Annotated in this window: 16 protein-coding genes; 3 read left to right on the forward strand and 13 right to left on the reverse strand. The window is 58.4% G+C overall.

Annotated features, from left to right (window positions below; all coding sequences use genetic code 11):
- Window positions 1-8 precede the first annotated feature (8 nt).
- Both GTU67_RS08305 and GTU67_RS08310 read left to right on the forward strand, forming a co-directional pair.
- Window positions 9-1214, forward strand: a complete 1206-nt coding sequence (locus GTU67_RS08305) for an ABC transporter permease (RefSeq protein WP_185779625.1) — start codon at window positions 9-11, stop codon at window positions 1212-1214.
- Entirely contained in the window at window positions 1207-1944 is a 738-nt protein-coding gene (locus GTU67_RS08310; RefSeq protein WP_185779626.1) for an ABC transporter ATP-binding protein, read from the forward strand. Before GTU67_RS08305 ends, GTU67_RS08310 begins: the two co-directional genes overlap by 8 nt.
- Window positions 1945-1954: 10 nt before the next feature.
- Here GTU67_RS08310 and GTU67_RS08315 read toward each other — a convergent pair whose 3' ends face one another.
- The 13 genes from GTU67_RS08315 to GTU67_RS08375 all read right to left on the reverse strand — a co-directional run bounded on the left by GTU67_RS08315 (window position 1955) and on the right by GTU67_RS08375 (window position 19315).
- Window positions 1955-2710, reverse strand: a complete 756-nt coding sequence (locus GTU67_RS08315) for an EAL domain-containing protein (protein ID WP_185779627.1) — start codon at window positions 2708-2710, stop codon at window positions 1955-1957.
- 73 nt (window positions 2711-2783) lie between these two features.
- Window positions 2784-4391: a methyl-accepting chemotaxis protein gene (locus GTU67_RS08320; RefSeq protein WP_185779628.1), complete on the reverse strand. Its 1608-nt coding sequence runs from the start codon at window positions 4389-4391 to the stop codon at window positions 2784-2786.
- A 133-nt stretch (window positions 4392-4524) separates the two neighbouring features.
- Window positions 4525-5376 (reverse strand): universal stress protein, encoded by an 852-nt coding sequence (locus GTU67_RS08325; RefSeq protein ID WP_185779629.1) that lies wholly within the window; start codon window positions 5374-5376, stop codon window positions 4525-4527.
- Window positions 5377-5386: 10 nt separating this feature from the next.
- Window positions 5387-6868, reverse strand: a complete 1482-nt coding sequence (locus tag GTU67_RS08330) for a SulP family inorganic anion transporter (RefSeq protein WP_185779630.1) — start codon at window positions 6866-6868, stop codon at window positions 5387-5389.
- A gap of 229 nt (window positions 6869-7097) precedes the next feature.
- On the reverse strand, window positions 7098-8006 hold the full coding sequence (locus tag GTU67_RS08335) for an ion transporter (RefSeq protein WP_185779631.1): 909 nt from the start codon (window positions 8004-8006) through the stop codon (window positions 7098-7100).
- Window positions 8007-8046: 40 nt separating this feature from the next.
- Entirely contained in the window at window positions 8047-8478 is a 432-nt protein-coding gene (locus tag GTU67_RS08340; RefSeq protein WP_346727009.1) for a c-type cytochrome, read from the reverse strand.
- 54 nt (window positions 8479-8532) lie between these two features.
- Entirely contained in the window at window positions 8533-10689 is a 2157-nt protein-coding gene (locus GTU67_RS08345) for a DUF3141 domain-containing protein (RefSeq protein WP_185779632.1), read from the reverse strand.
- 37 nt (window positions 10690-10726) lie between these two features.
- Window positions 10727-11851 carry an ABC transporter permease gene (locus tag GTU67_RS08350; protein ID WP_185779633.1) on the reverse strand — a complete coding sequence of 375 codons (1125 nt, stop codon included), beginning with the start codon at window positions 11849-11851 and terminating at the stop codon, window positions 10727-10729.
- Window positions 11852-11899: 48 nt separating this feature from the next.
- On the reverse strand, window positions 11900-14734 hold the full coding sequence (gene rbbA / locus GTU67_RS08355; RefSeq protein ID WP_185779634.1) for a ribosome-associated ATPase/putative transporter RbbA: 2835 nt from the start codon (window positions 14732-14734) through the stop codon (window positions 11900-11902).
- Window positions 14735-14744: 10 nt separating this feature from the next.
- Window positions 14745-15821 (reverse strand): HlyD family secretion protein, encoded by a 1077-nt coding sequence (locus GTU67_RS08360; RefSeq protein WP_185779635.1) that lies wholly within the window; start codon window positions 15819-15821, stop codon window positions 14745-14747.
- A 220-nt stretch (window positions 15822-16041) separates the two neighbouring features.
- Entirely contained in the window at window positions 16042-16587 is a 546-nt protein-coding gene (locus GTU67_RS08365; protein WP_185779636.1) for an acyloxyacyl hydrolase, read from the reverse strand.
- A 135-nt stretch (window positions 16588-16722) separates the two neighbouring features.
- The gene (locus tag GTU67_RS08370) at window positions 16723-18798 is read right to left on the reverse strand and encodes a putative bifunctional diguanylate cyclase/phosphodiesterase (RefSeq protein WP_185779637.1); all 2076 of its coding nucleotides are present in this window, start codon (window positions 18796-18798) and stop codon (window positions 16723-16725) included.
- Between the two features lie 319 nt (window positions 18799-19117).
- Complete coding sequence (locus GTU67_RS08375) at window positions 19118-19315, reverse strand: hypothetical protein (protein WP_185779638.1); 198 nt, start codon at window positions 19313-19315, stop codon at window positions 19118-19120.
- Window positions 19316-19404: 89 nt separating this feature from the next.
- Between GTU67_RS08375 and GTU67_RS08380 the strand changes: the two genes are divergently transcribed.
- Window positions 19405-21306, forward strand: a complete 1902-nt coding sequence (locus GTU67_RS08380; RefSeq protein ID WP_185779639.1) for a metallophosphoesterase family protein — start codon at window positions 19405-19407, stop codon at window positions 21304-21306.
- Window positions 21307-21446 lie beyond the last annotated feature (140 nt).

Raw genomic sequence — 21446 nt, forward strand, 5'->3', positions numbered from 1 at the left:
GCGCCGACATGCACTGGCTGGAAACCACGGTCGCCATCAAGTTCCTGCGTCAGAACATGACTCAGACCTTGCTGATCCTGGTGGGCATTGCCGTTGGGGTCTCGGTCATTGTGTTCATCACCACCCTCATCAATGGCTTGCAAGAAAACATCATCGATCGCACATTGGGTACCCAGTCACATATCAGGGTCGAGCCGCCCGACGAGCGCAACCTGATTGCACCGCTGGGCAACAACACACGCCGTCTGCTGCTCGAAGACCCTCGCGCCCAGCGGCTGCGCTCTGTCAATAACTGGCTGGCCGTCCAGCAAACCCTCGACACCCTGCCCGAAGTCACAGCCGTCTCCCCCGTCATTTCCGGGCCCGCCTTTGCGCGACGCGGCAACGTACTGAAGTCGGTTTCACTGGTCGGTATCGACCCGCAGCGCTATCAAAAAATCATTCCGGTACAAGACGACATCATCGACGGCGAATTTCGGGTGGGTGCCGGTGACGCCGTCATTGGCGCGTTACTGGCCCGCGACCTGGGCATGCGAACCGGCGGGAAATTGCGCATCGAATCGGGAGACGGCCGCACGGCGACCGTCACCATTGCAGGTATTTTCGAACTGGGCGTACGCGAACTCGATCTGCGCTACGTCTATCTCGACCTTAAACAAACGCAATCGCTGCTCGACCTGCCCGGCGCCGTCACCGTTATTGATGTGACCGTCAACGACCTGTTCCAGGCCGACCAAATTGCCGTGCGTATCGGCCGCCTGACCGGGTTAAAAGCAGAAAGCTGGATCGAAACCAATGCCCAGCTCATGAACGCCCTAAGCTCGCAACGGTTGTCGACCACCATGATCAGTTTCTTTGTGGCCATGTCGGTTGCATTCGGCATTGCCAGCGTTCTGGCCATCAGTGTGACGCAGCGCACGCGCGAAATCGGTATTTTGCGAGCCATGGGCATGCAGCGCGGCCAGATGCTGCAGGTATTTTTGGTGCAAGGTGCCGTGCTGGGGTTGGCCGGCTCTGCCGCCGGGTCGGCCGCAGGCTACGCGCTGGTGTGGTCATTCAACACCTTCGGCCCCAAGCTGTTTTATATCCCGCTCATGCCCAGCCTGATTCCAACCACCATGCTGGCGGCCATGGTTACCGGCGTACTGGCAGCCATGGTGCCGGCGTGGCGGGCCGCGCGACTAGACCCCGTCGAGGCGATACGGTATGTCTGACATGGCCCAACCCGTACTGGCCCTTGAGGCCCTGAAAAAGTCGTACAACATTGGCAAACCCAACGAGCTCGAGGTATTGCACGGCATCGACCTGAGCATCAAGCGAGGCGAGTTTACTGCGCTGGTTGGCCCGTCCGGGTCGGGTAAAAGCACACTGCTTAACCTGCTGGGCCTGCTCGACCAGCCCACCGCGGGCGAGCTGTACCTGATGGGCCAACCCACGCGCACCATGGACGACGAAACCCTGACTGCCATGCGCAGCCGCCATATCGGGTTTGTTTTTCAGTTTCACCATTTAATACCCGCGTTTAATGTGCTGGATAACGTGCTGATGCCGATGATGATCCGGCATGGTCGACCGAATGCCGAGATGCGCGAGCGCGCCTTACAACTGCTTGACCAGGTAGGCTTGCTTAAGTTTACCGACCGCAAGCCGGGCGATTTATCCGGCGGTCAGCAACAGCGCGTGGCCATTGCGCGTGCCCTGATGACACGCCCCGACTTGATTTTGGCTGACGAGCCCACCGGCAACCTCGATACGCAAACCGCGGCCGGCGTGTTTGACGTCTTCAGGCAATTTAACGAAGCCTATGGGTGCGCGGTACTGATCGTCACGCACGACCCGCGGTTATCGGCCACTTGCGACCGAACCATTACGCTCATTGACGGAAACATCGCTTCGGATGTACACGAGCCAGGAAACACCGCCCAGACTAGCAAACCAGGTTAACCCGACGGGGTTAAGCCACAGGCCACTGAACGCCGTTGCGCTGAGCGCAAGACTCGAACAAAGGCTTGCTGAACAAGTAACCCTGCATCAAGTTAATGCCTAAATCGCGCAGACATTTGTACTCGTCAACAACCTCAACCCCTTCGGCCACCAGCGCAATATCGAGTTCGGCGGCAATGTCGGCAATGCCCCGCACAATGGCGCGACGCGCCTTGCTTTCGTGAATATTACGCACCAGGCCCATGTCGAGCTTGATGATATCGGGGTGGAAATCGGCCAACAAGTTAAGGCCCGCATAACCCGCACCGAAGTCATCAATAGCCGTTTTAAACCCAATGCGTTGGTATTCGGACAACACCTGGGCAAGCCACTTGCCATCGTTCACCTGTTCGCCCTCGACCGTTTCGAAAATAATGCGGTCGATGGGAAAATTGAACTGCCGCGCAGCCTCGAGTGTAGTGCGTATGCACAGTTCGGGCTTGTAGATGGCATTGGGCATGAAGTTGATAGACAGCTTTGACGGCAAACCAATACTGGCAGCTGTTTTAATGGCCTTGACCCGGCAGGCCTGGTCGAACTGATAGCGGTTGTCTTCGTTGACCTTGGACAACACCGAAAACGCCGACTCGCCCGCCGCCCCGCGCACCAGGGCTTCGTGTGCATAAACGTCTTGTTTACCAACGTCGAGAATGGGCTGATAGGCGTAACTGAACTCGAAGTCTAGGGGTTTGCCATCTCGGCAGGCGGAACAGGGGCGTACGGTCATGGGCGCGGTGCTTCCTTAAGCGGGCAATATTATGAAACCGATGATAACAAAAGACCGCGTCCCGTCACGACTGTTACACCGGTTGATATGTAACCATAGCGGGCCCTTGACGCCCGCCCAGGTTAAACACCCCCATCACATCCAGCAAATGCCCGGCCTGGTGGCTCAGGCCGCCGGCAGCCGCCGCCGATGCTTCAACCAGTGTGGCATTTTGCTGCGTCAATTGCGTCAGGCCCGCCACGGCCACATTCACCTGGGCAATACCGTCGGTTTGCTCTTGCGTCGCACGGCTGATCTCCTGGATCAGGTCAGCCACCTGGCTAACCTCGTGAACGATGTCCGACATGGCGCGGCCGGCCTGCTCGACCATATGACTGCCTTCATCGACTTTTTGTCTGCTGTCCAGAATAAGCTGCTTGATATCGCGGGCCGCCGCCGCGCTTTTCTGGGCCAACCCGCGCACCTCGCTGGCCACTACAGCAAAACCACGTCCTTGTTCGCCGGCACGGGCGGCTTCGACCGCCGCATTCAAGGCCAAAATATTCGTCTGAAAAGCAATCGTGTCGATCACCCCGATGATATCGACTACCCGGCGTGAGGCCTGGCTGATGTCGCTCATGGTTTGCACCACTGCATTGACCACCTCACCGCCATGCTGTGCCGACTGCCGCGCCGTGAGCGCCATATTGGCGGCCTGCTGAGCCACGCCGGCATTGCTGGCCACCGTACTGGCCAGTTGCTCCATGGCGGCGGCCGTTTGTGTCAGGCTGGCGACTTGCTCGTCGGTGCGCCGTGCCAAATCGGTGTTGCCACCAGCAATTTGGTGGGCCCCCTGGGCAATACTGTTGCTACTGGCATGCACCTGCCCCACAGCCGCGCTTAGCGCCAAACGCATGCGTTCCATGGCCAGCATCACGCTGCCCGACCGGGCCCGCCGCACATCCACCTCGGTGGCCAGGTCGCCATGGGCCACGGCGTTAACAACGCGCACGACGTCGGCGGGTTCGCCCCCCAACTGCCGCACCAGACCGCGCGTCAGCAACATCCCCAAAACAATCGCCAGCAAAGCACCCAGGGCCGTCAGCGCACCCAATCGCACAACCGCATCGTCGTACACGACCGTTGTTTGGTCGGCCAGAGCGGCAGACGTATTCTGCTTGTTCATGACCACCATGTTGACCATCATTTCGGCTATTTCGCCTTGCATGACGGCATTCGCCATTGCCGCCTCGTAGGCCGCCACCGACGACACGTCCATTTCCGCCGCCTCAAGCTGACGGGCAAAGGCCTCGAGTGCGTCGGCATAACCGGCGACGGCTTTCGTCGCATCTACCACCGTGGTCTGCTCGTCGGGCGTACGCGCCAGCTCGGCCAGCTTCTCTATTTCTACAGCGGCGCCCTGCAGGTGGTCGCGCATAGCGTACACCTGACCAATACGCGCCCCTTTGTCGGATGCCAGCAACGCCGCGCGTGCGGCACTGCCCGCCGCCACCAGACGCAACTGGGTTTGCGACGCATGACGAATACCCGCAACTTCTTGCGAATACATGAGCATGGCCATTTGATTGACCTGACTGGTGGCCTGCAAACCCAACGCGCCGATAAGCGCAGCGATAGCCGCCACGGCCAGAAAACCTGCAATTAACTTGACGCCAACGCGCCAACCTCGAAACCAACGCATAAAAAGCCCGTACGCCTTTGAACTAAAACGGGCTTGATACTAGCGGGCCTAGGTTGCAGGAATTTGACGGCCGGACAAAGAACCGGCCAACAGGGCAAAATTGGACAAAAAAAGGCCGACGGGGCAAAGACGGCTAACGCAGCACCAGCATGGACACCGGGCTGGTGCGCAACAGCGTAGACGTAGTGCTGCCCATAATGAGGTGACGGATACGCGAATGACCATAGGCACCCATGACCAACACATCGGCCTGACACTCAACGACATAATCGCGGATGACCTGCTCGGCCTCGCCTGGCCGAACGGCTTCGGTGACGGCAAAGCCTTCGCTTTCAAGGGTTTCGCGGGCCAAGGCCAGGCTGTCACGCACCGACGCGCCCGGGTCACCGGCAACCAGCAAATGGCAGTCCAGCCCTTTAAGCAACGGGCTGCCCGCCACCATTTGCACCATCTTCGTGGCGGTCGCGCTTGCGTCGAAAGCAATTACAAAGCGTTCTGGCGCCTTGTAGGCCCCGTTAACGACCATCACCGGACGTTGCAGGCTGCGCACCACCCGCTCGGCATTCTGGTCAAGGTACCAACGCGACACCCCTGCATGTTCGTGCTGGCCCATCACGACCAGACGGGTTTCGGGCTCCAGGTCGAGCAAGGTTTCGGCCAGCGCCCCGTGACGCTGCAAGGTATCGACTGCCGACACGCCCGCACTTTCGGCGCGCTGACGCGCCGCCTGCAAAATCTGGCGGCCATGCTCCTGGGCCAATTTGCTGCGCTCTTCATCGAGTGCGCTAAGCTGTTCCAGCAGGCTTTCGTGGCTGTCAATGCCAATGGCGCCGCTGTAATCACTCACGCTGGCGCGCTCGGGGTGGCGGTCAAGCACATGCAGAAACTCGAGCTTGACGTCCAGCAAGCGCGACGCCCAGATCGCAAAATCGCAAACCACCGCCGCACGGGGCGAATCATCAATACACGCTACAACTTTGTTCATGGTGTTCTCCTTAGTGCCCCATCAGGCGATCTATGGCGCCGGGCTTGTCGTGAATGGCAAACTGGTCGACCAGCGTTGCCGAGGCCGCGTCAAGCCCGATGACCCCGACGTCGGCCCCCTCGCGGCGAAACTTCAGGACAACGGCATCGAGAGCGCTGACAGCAGTGATATCCCAGAAACAGGCCCGACTGACGTCGATACGCACGCTTTCGATGGCCTCTTTAAAATCGAACGACTTGCCGAAAGTATCGGCTGACGCAAAAAACACCTGCCCGACCACCTGATAAACACGAGTACGGCCTTCGTTTTCGGTACGGGACTCGACCCGTAAGACACGGCCCACTTTGTGCGCAAAGAATATGCCGCTAAGCAACACCCCGACAAAAACGCCTTTGGCCAGATCGTGCGTTGCCACCACGACCGCAACCGTTGCCACCATCACGATACTGGACGTTTTAGGATGCGTAAACAGTTCGCGTAACGACGACCACTTAAAGGTACCGATAGAGACCATGATCATCACGGCCACCAGCGCCGCCATGGGAATCTGGCTGACCCACTCGTCGAGAAACACCACCAGAATCAGCAAGACCACACCTGCGACAAACGCCGACAGGCGCCCACGCCCGCCGGACTTTACGTTAATGACAGACTGACCAATCATGGCGCAGCCGGCCATACCCCCCATCAACCCCGACGCGATATTGGCAAGGCCTTGCCCCGTACACTCGCGATTCTTGTTGCTGGCAGTATCGGTCAGTTCGTCAACAATCGACGCCGTCATCATGGACTCGAGCAAACCGACAACGGCCAGCGTCAGCGCATACGGGAAAATAATCTGCAAGGTTTCCAGCGTTAGCGGCACATCCGGCAGCAGGAACACCGGCAAACTATCGGGTAGCTCGCCCATATCGCCCACGGTTCGAATGTCGAAACCAAAATACATTGACACGGCCGTCAGCAGCACAATGCACACCAAGGGCGATGGCACCGCCCGCGTCAACAAGGGGAACAGATAAATAATGGCCAGGCCAGCCGCCACCATGGGGTAGACCATCCAGTTCACATTGATCAGTTCCGGCAACTGGGCCATAAATATCAGTATGGCCAAGGCGTTAACAAACCCCGTCACCACCGACTTCGACACAAAGCGCATGAGCGCCCCCAGGCGCAACCACCCGGCAAAAATTTGTAATACGCCGGTTAATAACGTGGCCGCCAGCAAATACTCCAACCCATGCGATTTGACCAGCGTCACCATCACCAGCGCCATCGCGCCCGTCGCCGCCGAGATCATGCCCGGGCGACCGCCAGCAAACGCAATAACCACCGCAATACAGAACGAAGCGTACAAACCGACCTTGGGGTCGACACCGGCAATAATAGAAAACGCAATAGCTTCGGGAATAAGCGCCAGTGCAACAACCAGCCCGGACAGCACATCACCACGAATGTTCGAGAACCATTCGTCTCGCATTTTTTGGAACGACATTGGAAACAGCCTGAAAAAGCAGCACGCCGCGGCGCACACGCGCCATGCGGTCGGCAAAGAAAATGGGAATATGCCCACAAAAAGCAGGGGCCTGAAGCTGGAAGAAAAGCGCCGTAAAAATGACGGCGGAGTCGTGCGTTACATGGGTAGACGACGTGACTGGAAGTTATGCAGAGCAAAAATTGTACACGACGCAGCTTTGGGGCTTCCCACGCGCAGCTTTCCCAACCTAGCGCTGCGTATCGTCGGTTTCGTAGTCGGGCAATGCATGACCGCAGCTTTTGCAAAACTTTGCATCAGCATCAAGCCCACTGGCCAGGCACTCGGGGCAGGTACGTGTGTTGACGTGCGGCCAGAAACGCTGCGCAGTCAGTTCCGACGAAATAATGCCGGTAGGTACGGCCAAAATGCTCCAGCCAATAAGCATGGTAAACGACGTAATAGCGCGGCCCACATCGGTTTGCGGCGTAATGTCGCCAAAACCAACCGTTGTCAGGGTTGTAATGGCGAAGTAGATAGACGTAGGAATGCTGCTGAAGGGGGTGCCCGGGCCGCCCTCAATAACATAAAGCAGCGTACCGTTCACGGTAACCACAATGGCCACCACCGACAAAAAAATAATGATTTTCCGGCGGCTGGCCAACAACGCCTGCCCCAACAACGAATACTCGCGCACATAAGACGCCAGTTTCAAGAGCCGGAAAATGCGTAACAGCCTGAGCAGGCGCAGGTCGAACAAGGCGTGCAACTCGGGCACAAACACGGCGGCATAACTGGGCAAAATGGCCAGCAAGTCGACCACGCCATAAAAACTGCGCGCGTAGCGCACGGGCTGTTTAACACAGGCCAGACGCGCCACATACTCAATCGTAAACAGCGCCGTAAAGAGCCACTCGATTGTGGTCAGCGCCCCGCCGTATTTCAGCCGCACGGCTTCGATGCTGTCGAGCATGACCACAGCAACACTTAACAAAATGGCCGCAATCAGTAAAAAATCGAACCAGCGCCCGAGCCGGGTATCAGCCTCGAAAATAACGATAAACAATCGATGACGAAAGCCATCTTCATACCCCTCGAACTGCGGGGCCAGATGTGAACGCGACGACGTGTTTTGGGAAACTGGAGTGTGTTTAGTCATGAGTCATGCAGCAAAACAGGGTCGGCAAACAGGCCGCACTTTATTGCGGTTGCAACGTCAGTTTGCGCTGAACGTCTAGCGCCTGTTTGGGCCAGTATGTTTTGATATAAGCCAGACTGGCACGGATTTCGTCATCGGACAAAATACCTGCATAAGCGGGCATATCGCTTTCGTAGCGCGGCGGCGCGGTAACACCGGGCACGAGCCCGTTTTTGACAATATCGAACAGCACGGCGTCGGGGTGATGCCAGGTATGGCCGGAGATATCGTGCGGCGGCGCGGGCAGGCGGCCATTGGCCAGGCGCGTACGCCAATTGGGCTGGCCTTCGAGTTTTGCCCCATGGCAGGCGGCGCACTGCGCATGGTAAACGCGTCGGCCCAGGTCGACCATCGCGTCGTCAGACGGGTCGATATAGCCGGCAGACGCCGGCTTGAGCCACACGCCATACGCCCACACAGCCGCCAGCACCATTAAGGCCAAAACAACCAGCCCGGCCCCCATTTTCCTGATAGACACCCACACCCCCTACGATTTTGAACCGACCACACCAAAGCGCTCGGCAATGACTTGCAGGCTTTCAGCCACATCATCTTCAACCTGGATGGCAGCCTTGATGAATGACTCGATAAAGTCGAAAGCACGCTGCCGCCCGGCATTATCGACGCCCGCCAGTAGATCGGGCAAGGTGTCCAGCGCCTGCGGGGTATCGATGAGCACCAGAAAGCCCTGCTTGCGCACCATGCGTTTAAAGTCGGGCAACGGCATGTCGGACAGCGCGTGCGCGCGGCGCAAGCGGCGCGCCATATTGAAACTGCGCTCGTCGAAACTGCCCACATGGCGGCTGATATAGACGATGGAACGCACGATGGCCTCGTTGACGCCCCCTTCGGACATTTGCCGGCACAAGGATTCGACCTGTTCGCGAACCATGCGACGATGCTCTGCCGAGGTGCCCGGATGCGGCCGGGGGTGCGCATCGCGCGCCACACCCTGACCAAACACGGCCTGCATCCAGGGCGAGCCATACACTTGCATGAAGGTCTGCTCTATGGCCTGATCGCGCACGTCGCGCCACGTATCCAGGGCGGACTCAATCGCCGCAGAGGCGGCTTCTTGCCACTGCCAGAACAGGTTATCGGCAGACACGGGCTTGCGCTCGGCGCGCACCCATTCGGCCTGACGCGCCACATCCCGGGCCCAAGGGTTTTCGTCGGAGGACATTTCGTAGGATACGCGCAGCGGGTGGCGCGCGGCCAGCGCACCAGCGCGCGCCGGCGTGGCCCAGGCCTTGACCCAGGGCTGCACAAAGCTGCGATACAAGCCCAGATTAAGACGCGACACGTTATCGACCGCCGCAAACTTCCAGTCATCTTCGGGGTTGTTGTCGACAATGCGCCGCACATCGTCGAGATGACGGCGCTGAAACGACAATACATAGTTGCCAAACGCCAGATCAGGGTTCAGTGTGTTGTCGTCTTTGTCATGAATGACCGCTTCATATATGCCCGACGGCAAGATATCGATAAGATCGACATTGGCAGCGAATTCTTGATGCTCTTTGGCGGCCACTTTACCCGAAACAAAAATGCCCAAATGCCCGATGCTGTCGTGCACGGCATAAATAATAGTCTGGTTGTGCGCGTAAATTTCTTCGTCGGCCTGGTACAGGTCGGGGATCCAGCCCAAGGCTTGCGGCGGTGGGGTAATGTTGTCGCCGCGCGAGCAAAACACCACAATCGGCGAACGGATATTACGCAGATCGATGCGAACGCCTTCGTCGGTCACGATACCTGCGGTGGCCAGCCGGTTGCCCACAAACAGGTTGTCGACAATAAACTGGATTTCTTCCTCGGTCAGGTAAACATACCCGCCCCAGTACTTTTCAAAGCCCAGATAGCGTTTAACCTCGGTGTCGATTTGAGCATACAAATGGTGCTGCTTGCTCCATAACGTGTTGGCCGGGTTCAGGTTTTCGAAGTTTTGCACCAGCCAGGCGCCGTCGAACTTGCCCGCGCCCAGGTCGCTGGTTAATGCGGCCAGCCACGTACCCCCCAACATGCCGCCGGTATAGCGCATGGGGTTTTGCCCGCGCCAGCCTGCCCAGTACGACACGGGTGCGCCAGCCACAATAATAGGGCCAAAAAGTTCGGGGTATAACGCCGCCGTCATGAGCACCTGCCAGCCCGCCTGGCAGTTGCCAATGACTACCGGCCTGCCTTCGGCCTGGGGCTGCAGCGCGATAACTTTGCGTAAAAAAGCCGCTTCGGCACGCACCACATCGAACACAGTTTGGCCTGGCACCGGGTCGGGCAGGAAACCAATGAAGTAGCACGGATGCCCTGCCCGCATGGCCACGCCAATTTCACTTTCGGCCTTGAAACCACCAATGCCCGGGCCATGCCCGGCGCGCGGATCGACCACCACGAACGGCCTTTTTTTAGGGTCGATGACCATGCCGGGCTCGGGCAAAATGCGGCACAAGCCGTAATTGACCGGGTCGGGCAAGTCGCGCCCGTCCATCACGAACTCGAAGGGCACACTAAGCACATGTGGTGTTTTTTCTTGCATGTGGGCGCGATACTGGTTGCCGCGCTGACGCATGACATCGGCGTACAACACCGAACGCTGCCAGGCGTCGGTAAAGTAATCGGTGGCTTGCTGGAACAGATCGTTGGCTAGCATATGAACAGGTCTCCGGCCTTTTGGGCGAGTAAGGGTGTCATGCCATCTGGCTTAGGGTACGCCGGAATCGGCCCAGGGCAATGACAAAGAACAGTGTACCAATGGCGGCCAGGGCCAGAAACTGTGGCCAGACCACATCGAGCCCTGCGCCACGAAACAAAATAGCCTGGCCCAACTGCACAAAATGGGTGGTGGGCGCCGCCAGCATGATGTCCTGCACCAACACGGGCATGCTTTCGCGGGGTGTCGTGCCGCCCGACAACATTTCAAGCGGCAACAACACCAGCACAAATAGCAAGCCGAACTGCGGCATGCTGCGGGCTAACGTCGCCATGAAAATGCCCATAGACGTCATGGCAAACAAGTGCAGTGCCGAACCGGCCAGAAATAGCGCAACTGAACCGCCCACCGGCACCTGCAACGCCCCTTGCACCACAAACACCAGCGACAGCGCCGACGCCACCAACACAACCAGGCCCATGGACCATATTTTGGACAGCATAATCTGCGCCGGTGTCACCGGCATGACAAGCAAATGCTCAATCGTGCCGTGTTCGCGCTCGCGTATTAGGGCCGCGCCGGTCAAAATAATCGACAGCATCGTAATAATGTTGATGATCTCGTTCAGGGCGCCAAACCAAGCCCGCTCCAGCGTGGGGTTGAACCGCATGCGCAAGGCCAGGTCAACAGGCAACGTCGATACCGTGCGATAACGCTGTACGAATGCGTTCACTTCGTCTGACACGATTTGCTGAATATAGCCGCTACCGGTAAAGGCCTGCGACATGCGGGTCGCATCAACGTTAAGCTGCACAACCGGCTGACGGCCGGCCAGCACATCGCGCTGAAAGTCGGGCGGAATATTCAGGACAAAGGTGTACCGGCCCGCATCCAGCCCGGGGTCAACTTCATTGATGTCGATCCGCTGGGGCGGCGCAAACTGCGGGGGGTAAAACGCGGCAAAAAGTCGCCCCGACAAGGGGGACTGGTCTTCATCGACAATGGCAACAGGCGCATTGTGCAAGGTGTCGGGCATGGCCGTAGCCGCGGTATAAATAGAAAAAGTAAACGTGTAGACGATTAAAACCAGCATGACCGGGTCACGCCAAAGACTCCACAATTCTTTAACGCCCAGCCGGTAGATCGTCTTTATGCCGTTCATGCCCGGCGCCCCTTGTACACACACCCGCCCGAATAACAGTGCCTCATGTCAACGCTCCTGCTTGCGCAACAAGGCAATAGCCAGCAACAAAATAACGGGCACCGACAACGCCAATGGCCACAAGGCATACCAAACGTCGACAAACCCCAACCCCTTGCTGAAAACACCCCGGCTGATCAGCAGAAAATGGGTGGCCGGGTAGACCTGGCCAATCAGGGCGCCCGGCCCCTCGAGTGAAGACACCGGATTCAGCAACCCGGCAAACTGGATGGCGGGCAGTATGGTGCCAATCATGGTTAAAAACATGGCGGCTATTTGCGAGCGCGTAAAGCTCGAGGCAAACAGCCCGAACCCGGTCGCAAACGTCACATACACCAGCGCCGCCAGGGCCAGCACCCAGAAGCTGCCGGTCACCGGCACACCAAACAGTGTCACAGCCAGCGCGACCATCAGTAGAAAATTAAACATCCCCAACACAATGTAGGGCAGTTGCTTTCCCAGCAAAAATTCGCTGCGTCGAACGGGCGTAACGTAAAAATTAATCATCGAACCCAGCTCTTTTTCACGCACCACCGCCAGCGCCGTCAACATGGCCGGAATCATCAGCAGCAAAAGCGGGATAATGGCCGGCACCATGGCCGGCAAGCTTTTAACGTCGGGGTTATAGCGAAAGCGGGTCTCGATGGAAAACGGTGCCAGGGAGGCAGCACTTTGCCCCATTTGCTGACGCGCCTGCTCAACCAGCCAGCCTTGATGCAACCCCTGGACATAGCCGCGCACGGTTTCGGCCCGCTGAGGGTTGGCGCCATCTACCCACGCGCCAATATCCACTGTATCGCCGCGCTTCAGGTCTCGTGCAAAGCCGGTGGGGATTTCGACCGCCAGGGCCAGCTCGCCGCTGCGCATTCGACGGTCGAGCTCGTCATAATCGGTAATGGGGGGCCGTTCGATAAAGTATCTCGAACCGGCCATATTCAGATGATAGTCGCGACTTAACGAGGTCTGGTCGCGGTCAAGCACCGCAAAGGTCAGGTCTTCGACATCCATACTGATGCCGTAACCCATGATCAGCATCAGTATCAAAGTACCTGCCAGGGCCAGCAACCGCCGCACGGGGTCGCGCTGCAATTGCAATGACTCCAGGCGTGCATACGTGAGCAGGCGCGACATACTGAAGCCCGGCGCCCCGGCCTGGTCTTGCGACTGCAGCGGCTGATTTGCCGCGGCGCTGCCCATAGCGGCATCGGCGGCCGGCACCGCTTCGGCCGAGGGCGCCGAAGCCTTTTCAAGCGAGGACTCACTGCGCTTTACGGGTGAAACAGGCGAATCCGGCACTGGACTTTTTGCCGCCGCCTCGGCCTGAACCGCCGCCTCAAGGTAATGAATAAAGGCCCCTTCCAGCGACGCCGTCCCGCTGCGCTCAACCAACACCGCCGGCGTGTCACTGACCAGCACCTTACCGGCATGCATGAATGACATACGATCGCAGCGCACGGCCTCATTCATGAAGTGTGTAGAAATAAACAACGTGACGCCGTCGTCTCTGGCCAGGTCAATCATCAGCTGCCAGAACATGTCGCGGGCGATGGGGTCGACGCCAGATGTGGGCTCGTCGAGAATCAACAATTCGGGGCCATGCACCACCGCCACGGCCAACGACAACCGCTGACGCACCCCCAGCGGCAATGACGCCGGCAACGCATGCAGCACGTCATTAAGCCCGAATCGGTCGGCCATGACTTGCACGCGCCCGGCTATATCGGCCTCGGGCACGCTGAACAAGCGCGCGTGCAGTACCAGGTTCTGGGCAACCGTCAGTTCGCTGTACAGCGAAAACGACTGCGACATATACCCCACCCGACGACGCGTGGCGACATCGTTTGAGTCGATTTCACGCCCAAACAACCAGGCCTGGCCTTCAGTGGCCGGCAGTAGCCCCGTCAGCATTTTCATGGTGGTCGACTTGCCGCAGCCGTTGGACCCCAGAAACCCGAAGATCTCACCGCGACGAATGGTAAAACTGACATGGTCAACAGCGACGAAGTCACCAAATTTCATGGTCAGGTCGCGGGCTTCGATGGCGACCTGGGTCGGCTGGCCCTGCGCGGCCGGCCGCAATACAACGGGGGCATAACCCCGGCGGCGATCTTCAGGCAACAACGCAACAAATGCTGCCTCAAGCGCGTCTGTCGATGTCATTCTTTTAATCTCGGCCGGCGCACCCGTGGCCAGAATGCGCCCGCCATCCATCGCTACCAGCCAGTCAAATCGCTCGGCCTCTTCCATATAGGCCGTGGCCACCACCACGCTCATGCCGGGGCGGTCGTTGCGAATCCGATCGATCAGATCCCAAAACTGGCGTCGCGCCAGCGGGTCTACGCCGGTGGTGGGTTCGTCAAGCACCAGCAGGTCGGGGTCGTGAATCAGGGCGCAGCATAACCCCAGCTTTTGTTTCATGCCGCCCGACAGCTTGCCCGCCGGACGCGTCAAGAAAGGAAACAGCCCGGTGTCGCGCGTCAGCGCATCGATGCGGCGGCGACGCTCGGCCGCATCGTGACCAAAAAGACGGCCAAAGAATTGAAGATTCTCTTCGACCGACAACGTGGGATACAGGTTTTTGCCCAGACCCTGCGGCATATAAGCAATGCGCGGGCAGACTTGATCGCGATGGGCAGCATTGGCCATATTGCCGCCCAATACCATCACGTCGCCGGTCTGGATAATGCGGGCGCCAGCCAAAAGCGCCAGCAAACTGGATTTTCCAACGCCATCCGGGCCGATCAGCCCCACCATCTTCCCGGCCGGAATGTCGAGCTGGATATTATCGAGCGCCACCACTTTGGCATAGCGCAAAGAAACGCCTTGCAGCCGGGCCAGCGTCATGATGTCGGCCTTACTGAACGTTAACCGTCAGCGCCTCAGGCCAAGGCGTGTCGGCATCAATTTTGAGCCATGCAACGCCCGGCAAACCTGTTTTGACTTGCTCGAGATGGCGACGCAACAGCCCCGGATCGATCTGGGCCTTGACCCGGAACATCAGTTTTTGCCGCTCGCTGGCCGTTTCGACGGTTTTGGGGGTGAACTGCGCGACGCTGGATACATACGACACTTTGGCCGGAATGACATAGTCCGGCGCGGCGTCGAGCACCAGGCGAACGTCGGCGCCAAGCGCCACGCGGCCGGCAACGGTTTCGGGCAGAAAAAAGGTCATATAGACGTCGGCCAGGTCAACCAGGTTAAGCACCTTGCCCCCTGCCGCCAAAACTTCGCCGGGCTGGGCAATGCGGTACTGAACGCGGCCATCGCGAGGGGCCTTCAACACACTGTCGTCGATATCGGCCTGGATGCGTTTGATGGTGGCTTGCGCCGCCGCAACCGCCGAACCCGAACTGATGACCTGTGATTGCGCCGCATGTACAGCGGCTTGTGCTGCCGCGACCTGGGCGCGCGCGGCTTCGAGGACCGCCTGTGCGCCCACAACGGCGGCGCGATGTTCGTCGAGGGTTTGACGCGAAGTGGCGCCGCCTGCCACCAGTTTTTCGGTACGCGCCAGGCTTTGTCGGGCAAGGCCAAGCTCGCTCTCGCGTTGGGCCACCAGCGCCAATGCTGCCGTGCGGTCGCTTTCGCGCGCCGCCACTTGCGCCTGCGCCGTTTGCACATTATTGACGGCTTGGTCGTGCAAAGCCTGCGCTTCGGCACGCTGGGCCAGCAAGGTGTCAGTTTGCATATGGGCCAGCGCATCGCCCGCCTGCACAAAACTGCCTTCGTTCACCAGAATATCAACCACGCGGCCGGGCTGCCGGGTGGCAACGTCGACCTCGGTGGCTTCGATGCGACCATTGCCACTGACGAAAGCCTCGCCATAACCTGCCGCCTGCAATGAGCGCCAGTAATATGCGCCTGCGACTGCCACGAGCAGAGCGGCCATCACCCACGCCCACAATTTGTTGAGCAAACCTCGAAGCGCCATATACGTTTCCCCATGTGTTAGCGCGTAGTATGGCGCAAGGTGCGCAGACAAAACAATCGATCAAATCACCCCGATGTGATGCACGTCAAACAACACAACATTGGGTGCCTGCCGCAGCTATGCAAAGGTAGCAAATGTCTGCTGTCGAAGACCATATAAAAACCCCCGGGGCGTGCCCGGGGGTTTTTATTGACTGGCTAAGCGCAGCATTTAAAACAGCTTAAAACTGATGGCTTAACAATACCTGGAAGACATCTAGGCCGGGATTGGGACGTTTAATGCCGGCGTTTGAAAAGTGCGAATAACGCAGACCCAAACGGGTGTTGTCGCCCAAATAGGCGCCAAACCCGACGTGTTCGCCAAACTGGAACTTGGTTGACATGTCTTTATCGGCAAAACGGCTACGCGAGAATAGGTTGGCGCTTACGCCGGCTTCGATATAAAACGCGTTGTTGACGCTCCAACGCACAAACGGCGCGGCGCCCAACTGCCACATGCTTGAAGGCTCGCGTGAACCGCTGGCGCGCCATAACGAACCGCTGACTTCGGCCAACAGATCTAGACGACTATTATTGCCTTCGAACTGATAGGTATAAAACGAGGGAGATTCCCAAGCCACTTCGTACCGCTGGTAATGGTTGCCTGCGCCGGCGCGCACACTAATACCGTTACCCGACATTGGCTCGGCAACCGCCGGCAAACACAATACAGAAGTAGCAACCCCGGCCAGCAGGGCTTTGGCACCATGGCGCACGAATTTACGCATGAGCTATCCTTGAAAGCATACACAAAACAGAAATCGGGCCGAAGCACGGCCGCAGACTGGAACGGCCGATCTTAGCATGCACAACAAGAAAAACGGGGTGTAAGCAGGGGTTACAGACCTGATCCCGGGCTTTCCCTAGGGATAGGTGTCGGGAAAATCTGACGGTTTCATGACCCGGTCGAGGAGCGCGTCGGGCGCCATGGGACGCCCGAGCAAATAGCCCTGCAGGTAATCGCACCCCAACTGCGAGAGCACCTCGAATTGGGTTTGGGTTTCGACGCCTTCGGCCACCACTTCGAGGCCCAGCGTTTGAGCCAAAGCCGCAACCGCACCCACAATGGCGCGATCTTCAGTTTCGGGCGCCAGGTCGCGCACAAACCCCCGATCAATTTTGAGCTCGTCAACGGGCAAACGCTTTAAGTACAGCAGGCTTGAATAGCCCGTACCGAAATCGTCGATGGCAATACGTACGCCCAAGTCGCATAAACGCTGCAAAATCACGATACTGGATTCGGTATCGTGCATGGCCGTGGACTCGGTGATTTCGAGGGTGAGCGACTGCGGTTTAAGCCCGTAACGATTCAGTAAGGTACGAACCGTTGCCACCAGACCGCTATGACGAAACTGCATGGGTGACAAATTGACCGCCACCGAGGCCTCGACCCAGCCGTCGTCTTGCCATTCGCGCACCTGACGGCAGGCGCGGTCGAGCACCCATTCGCCAATGGGCACAATAAGGCCAGTGCGCTCGGCTAACGGAATGAACCGGTCGGGCGCCACCTGGCCGTGTTCGTCGTGCCACCAGCGCAGCAAAGCCTCGGCCCCGGATATTTTTCCGGACGCCACATGCAACTTGGGTTGATACGCCAGACTGAGTTCGTTGTTTTCGAGGGCCTTGCGAAAATCTTGCAACAGGCTAAGCTGCTGCTGCACATTGGCATGCATGGACGCTTCGAAGAAACTGTAGGTATTACGCCCTGCGTTTTTGGCATGATGGCGCGCGGCATCGGCCTGCGCAAGCAGGTCGTGACGTTCGTTGCCATCGTCGGGGCACAAGGTAATACCTACGCTAGCCGACACATGGATTTCCTGGCCGGCCACATGAAACGGCTTTTTAATGAAAGACAGTACCTTGTGCGCCTGGGTGGCGGCATCGGCCGGCTCGACAATTTCCATCAGCAAAACGAACTCGTCGCCGGCCAGGCGTGCCAGGGTATCTTGCCCCCGAATATGCGACTGCACCCGGCGCGCGACCTCGAGCAGCAGGCGATCGCCCACATGATGACCATAAGCGTCGTTCACCACCCGGAAGCCGTCGAGGTCCATCATGAGCAAGGCAAAGCGCCCGCCGTCGCGCCGCACATTAACCAGTGCACGGTCTATGCGGTCTTCGAGCAAGGTGCGGTTGGGCAAACCGGTAAGGCTGTCGTGAAGCGCCAGATATTTAAGTTCGCGCGTGGCCTGGCTAAGAGAGTGCGTTTGCGACTGCGCGCGCATGTCGAACAACGACACCAGCAATGCGCCCCCCAGCACAATGACCGTGATGACGATTGTCATGCCGGCCAAACCTTGCGTATTAAAGCCCGACACCCCTGCGGCAGACTGGACATGGGCCGGAAACTGCGCCGCCGCCATACCGACGTAATGCATACCGGCAATAGCCATGCCCATGATGGCAGCCGCACCAACGCGTTGCAGCCAGACTTTCCGGCCGTCGCCTCGCAATTTGAAGGCCGCCCACAGTGCGGCGACCGACGCCCCGTAGGCAATAAGCAACGACGCAACGAACCATCCTGGGTGATACTGAATAGCCGGGTGCATGTGCATGGCCGCCATACCCAGGTAGTGCATACCGGCAATACCTGCCCCCAAAAACAACCCGCCCACCAACAGACGCGGTAGTGGCAACGACGGGCGGCAGACGATCCAGAGCGCAAAACCCGACGCCACGATGGCCAACAGCAAAGACAGGGCGGTAAGCAAAGGGTCGTAGCCCACCGGGATAGGCAAACTGAACGCCAGCATGCCCACAAAATGCATGGCCCAAATACCCAGCCCCATAGCCAGCGCACCACCCACCAGCCAGCCCCCCGCCTGGGCACCACGCGCAGAGGCGACCCGCGCCGCCATATCGAGCGCGGTATAAGCCGCCAATACGGCGACAAACAACGACCAGAGCACCAATGAAAAGTTATAACTACTTACGAGCATGGGACCTGCACTTGGGTAGATGCCCTGCATAAGCGCAGGAGCAAATAACTTGTTTACGGATTGGGCTGCAAAAACTTAAGACAAAACGCGTTGCCCGTTACAATATTTTGATAGATTCTGACAAGATACGGGCCCGGGTCGCCCATACGTGCCCTTAAATGCATACGCCCCAGAAGAGGCTGTTTAACCTGTTCTGGGGCGTAAAAAATTTGGTGCCAAGCGTGTGCCAGCTGCCTATAAGCAAAGGCAAAATATTTTCATACGGGGTAACTACTACCTGGGTGTGGGTAGCGACTACCTAATTGGCCAAATGCCGCGATTAGGCAACTGCGTGCAAACGCGTACCCACCGCACCCGACGTAGCCAGCTTGGGCTCGAGCGGCGCCATAATTTGCTGCATGACCTGGGTTTGCGATTCGAGTGTTTTACGCAGCAACAACATTTGCTGGTTTTGCTGGGCTGTAGCGCCTTCGAGGGCCAACGCCGTATTTACGACGGCTTCAACAGACAGATCCATTACCGGTATCCTTTAGGAGGTATTTGGAACCCATTGTAGGTAAAACGGCCTATAAGGTAAAGCCATAACCGGACAAACATCCAAACTTCATGAACATTTCTACCCAACAGGTACTGGCCGGCCCTATCCTCAGGCGCGTTGAAACACAACGCCTTGTGTTCTGGATGGCCACCCAGGCATCGTGCCGGCTTCGCCTGCAGCTGCATAGCCCCCAAAACAAAACACTGACCCTTGAGCCGCAACGCCAGCAGAACGAAGTGCAAGTGGGCACCCATTGCTTCATACAACTGCTTGATATTGAACTGGATACGCCGCTTGCCGAAGACCAGTTCATTGCCTACGACATTGAATGGTGCCGTGCCGACGACGACCACTGGCACAGTACAGTCGCCGAAGACCCGGAACTCTGCATGCCGGGGGAACCCTTCCCGAAGTTTGTACTACGCAGCCGACTGGACCGCATTTTGCACGGGTCGTGCCGCAAGCCGCACCACCCCGTAGACGACGGGCTGCTGGCGGCCGAAAGCTGGTTGCGCGAACGCGGCGACACACCCGAGCGCTGGCCCGCAGCACTCATGATGACCGGCGACCAGGTGTATGTGGACGACGTTGCCGGCCCGATGCTGACAGCTATTCATCAATTAATTGACACACTGGGGCTTTTTCACGAGACCATCGAAGGGGCTCTGGTTTCCGACAGCGAAGCCCTTTTCGCCAGCCAATACAACTACTACCACCGCAACGACCTGCTGCCCGACGTCCGCAGTAACGAACCGCTTCAGAAGCACTTCTTCGAGGGCGCCAGAAAGCCGGTGTTTACGACCAGCAATGCCGATAATCACCTGGTTACCCTGGCCGAAGTCATTGCCATGTATTTGCTGGTGTGGTCGCCCGAAACCTGGAAACCGCTGGCCCACGGCGCACCCGAAGGGCTGACCCCCGAAGAAGCCGAACGTTACCAGCGCGAGCGTGAACCCCTGGCCAGATTCGTGGCCGGCCTGCCCAAGGTCAGACGCCTGCTGGCGCACGTCCCTACGCTCATGATCTTTGACGATCACGACATTACTGACGACTGGAACCTGACCGCAGACTGGGAGCAAACAGCTTACGGGCACCCGTTTTCGAAGCGCATTATTGGCAACGCCCTGATCGGCTACCTGCTGTGCCAGGGCTGGGGCAACAACCCCGACGCTTTCGAAGGCCTGACGCTAAAGCGCGTAAAGCAATGGTCTGCAGCCCCCGAGGCAGCACAACAAGACGCACTGATTGACCACTTGCTGCATTTGCACCGATGGGACTACACCCTGCCTACCAGCCCGAAGCTTGTCGTGATGGACACACGCACGCGACGCTGGCGCTCGGAACGCGACCTGCGCCGGCCTTCGGGCCTGATGGATTGGGAGGCGTTGTCGGAACTGCAAAACGAACTGCTGCACCACGATGCTGTCGTCATGGTGTCGCCGGCCCCCGTGTTTGGCGTCAAGCTGATCGAAGTCATACAAAAAGTATTTACCTGGATTCGCAAGCCGTTGCTGGTCGACGCCGAAAACTGGATGGCCCATCGGGGGACGGCCAACGCGATTTTGAATATTTTCGGGCATACCCGCACACCCGCCAACTTTGTGATTTTGTCGGGCGATGTGCACTATTCGTTCGTGTACGGCGTAAAGCTGCGTTCGCAACGCGGCGAGCCGCATTTATGGCAAGTGACCAGCAGCGGCATTAAAAACGAGTTTCCGCGTAAATTGCTCGATACGCTCGACCGCTTAAGTCGCTGGCTCTATTCGCCCAGGTCCCCGTTAAACTGGTTTACCAAACGCCGTCGCATGAAGGTTTCGCCCTTCAAGCCGAAGACGGCATCGCACGGCGAGCGATTGCTGAACCAGGCCGGCATCGGGTATGTGCGCTTCGACGAAGCGGGCCGCCCGACCAAAGTGGTTCAGATCAGCCACGACAAGCGCACACCATTTTGTCTTGACCCCGGTGATTGAGAGACGCACCATCCGTAGGACAGACGACTCAAAGCAAAAAGGCAACGCAAATTAGGAACTTTCGACAGCACCAGTCCCAATCGCCGCGTCAGTCACAGTCGCAGTCGCAGTCGCAGTCGCAGTCGCAGTCGCAGTCGCAG

It is taken from the genome of Pusillimonas minor (assembly GCF_014237865.1).
GTDB lineage: Bacteria > Pseudomonadota > Gammaproteobacteria > Burkholderiales > Burkholderiaceae_B > Neopusillimonas > Neopusillimonas minor.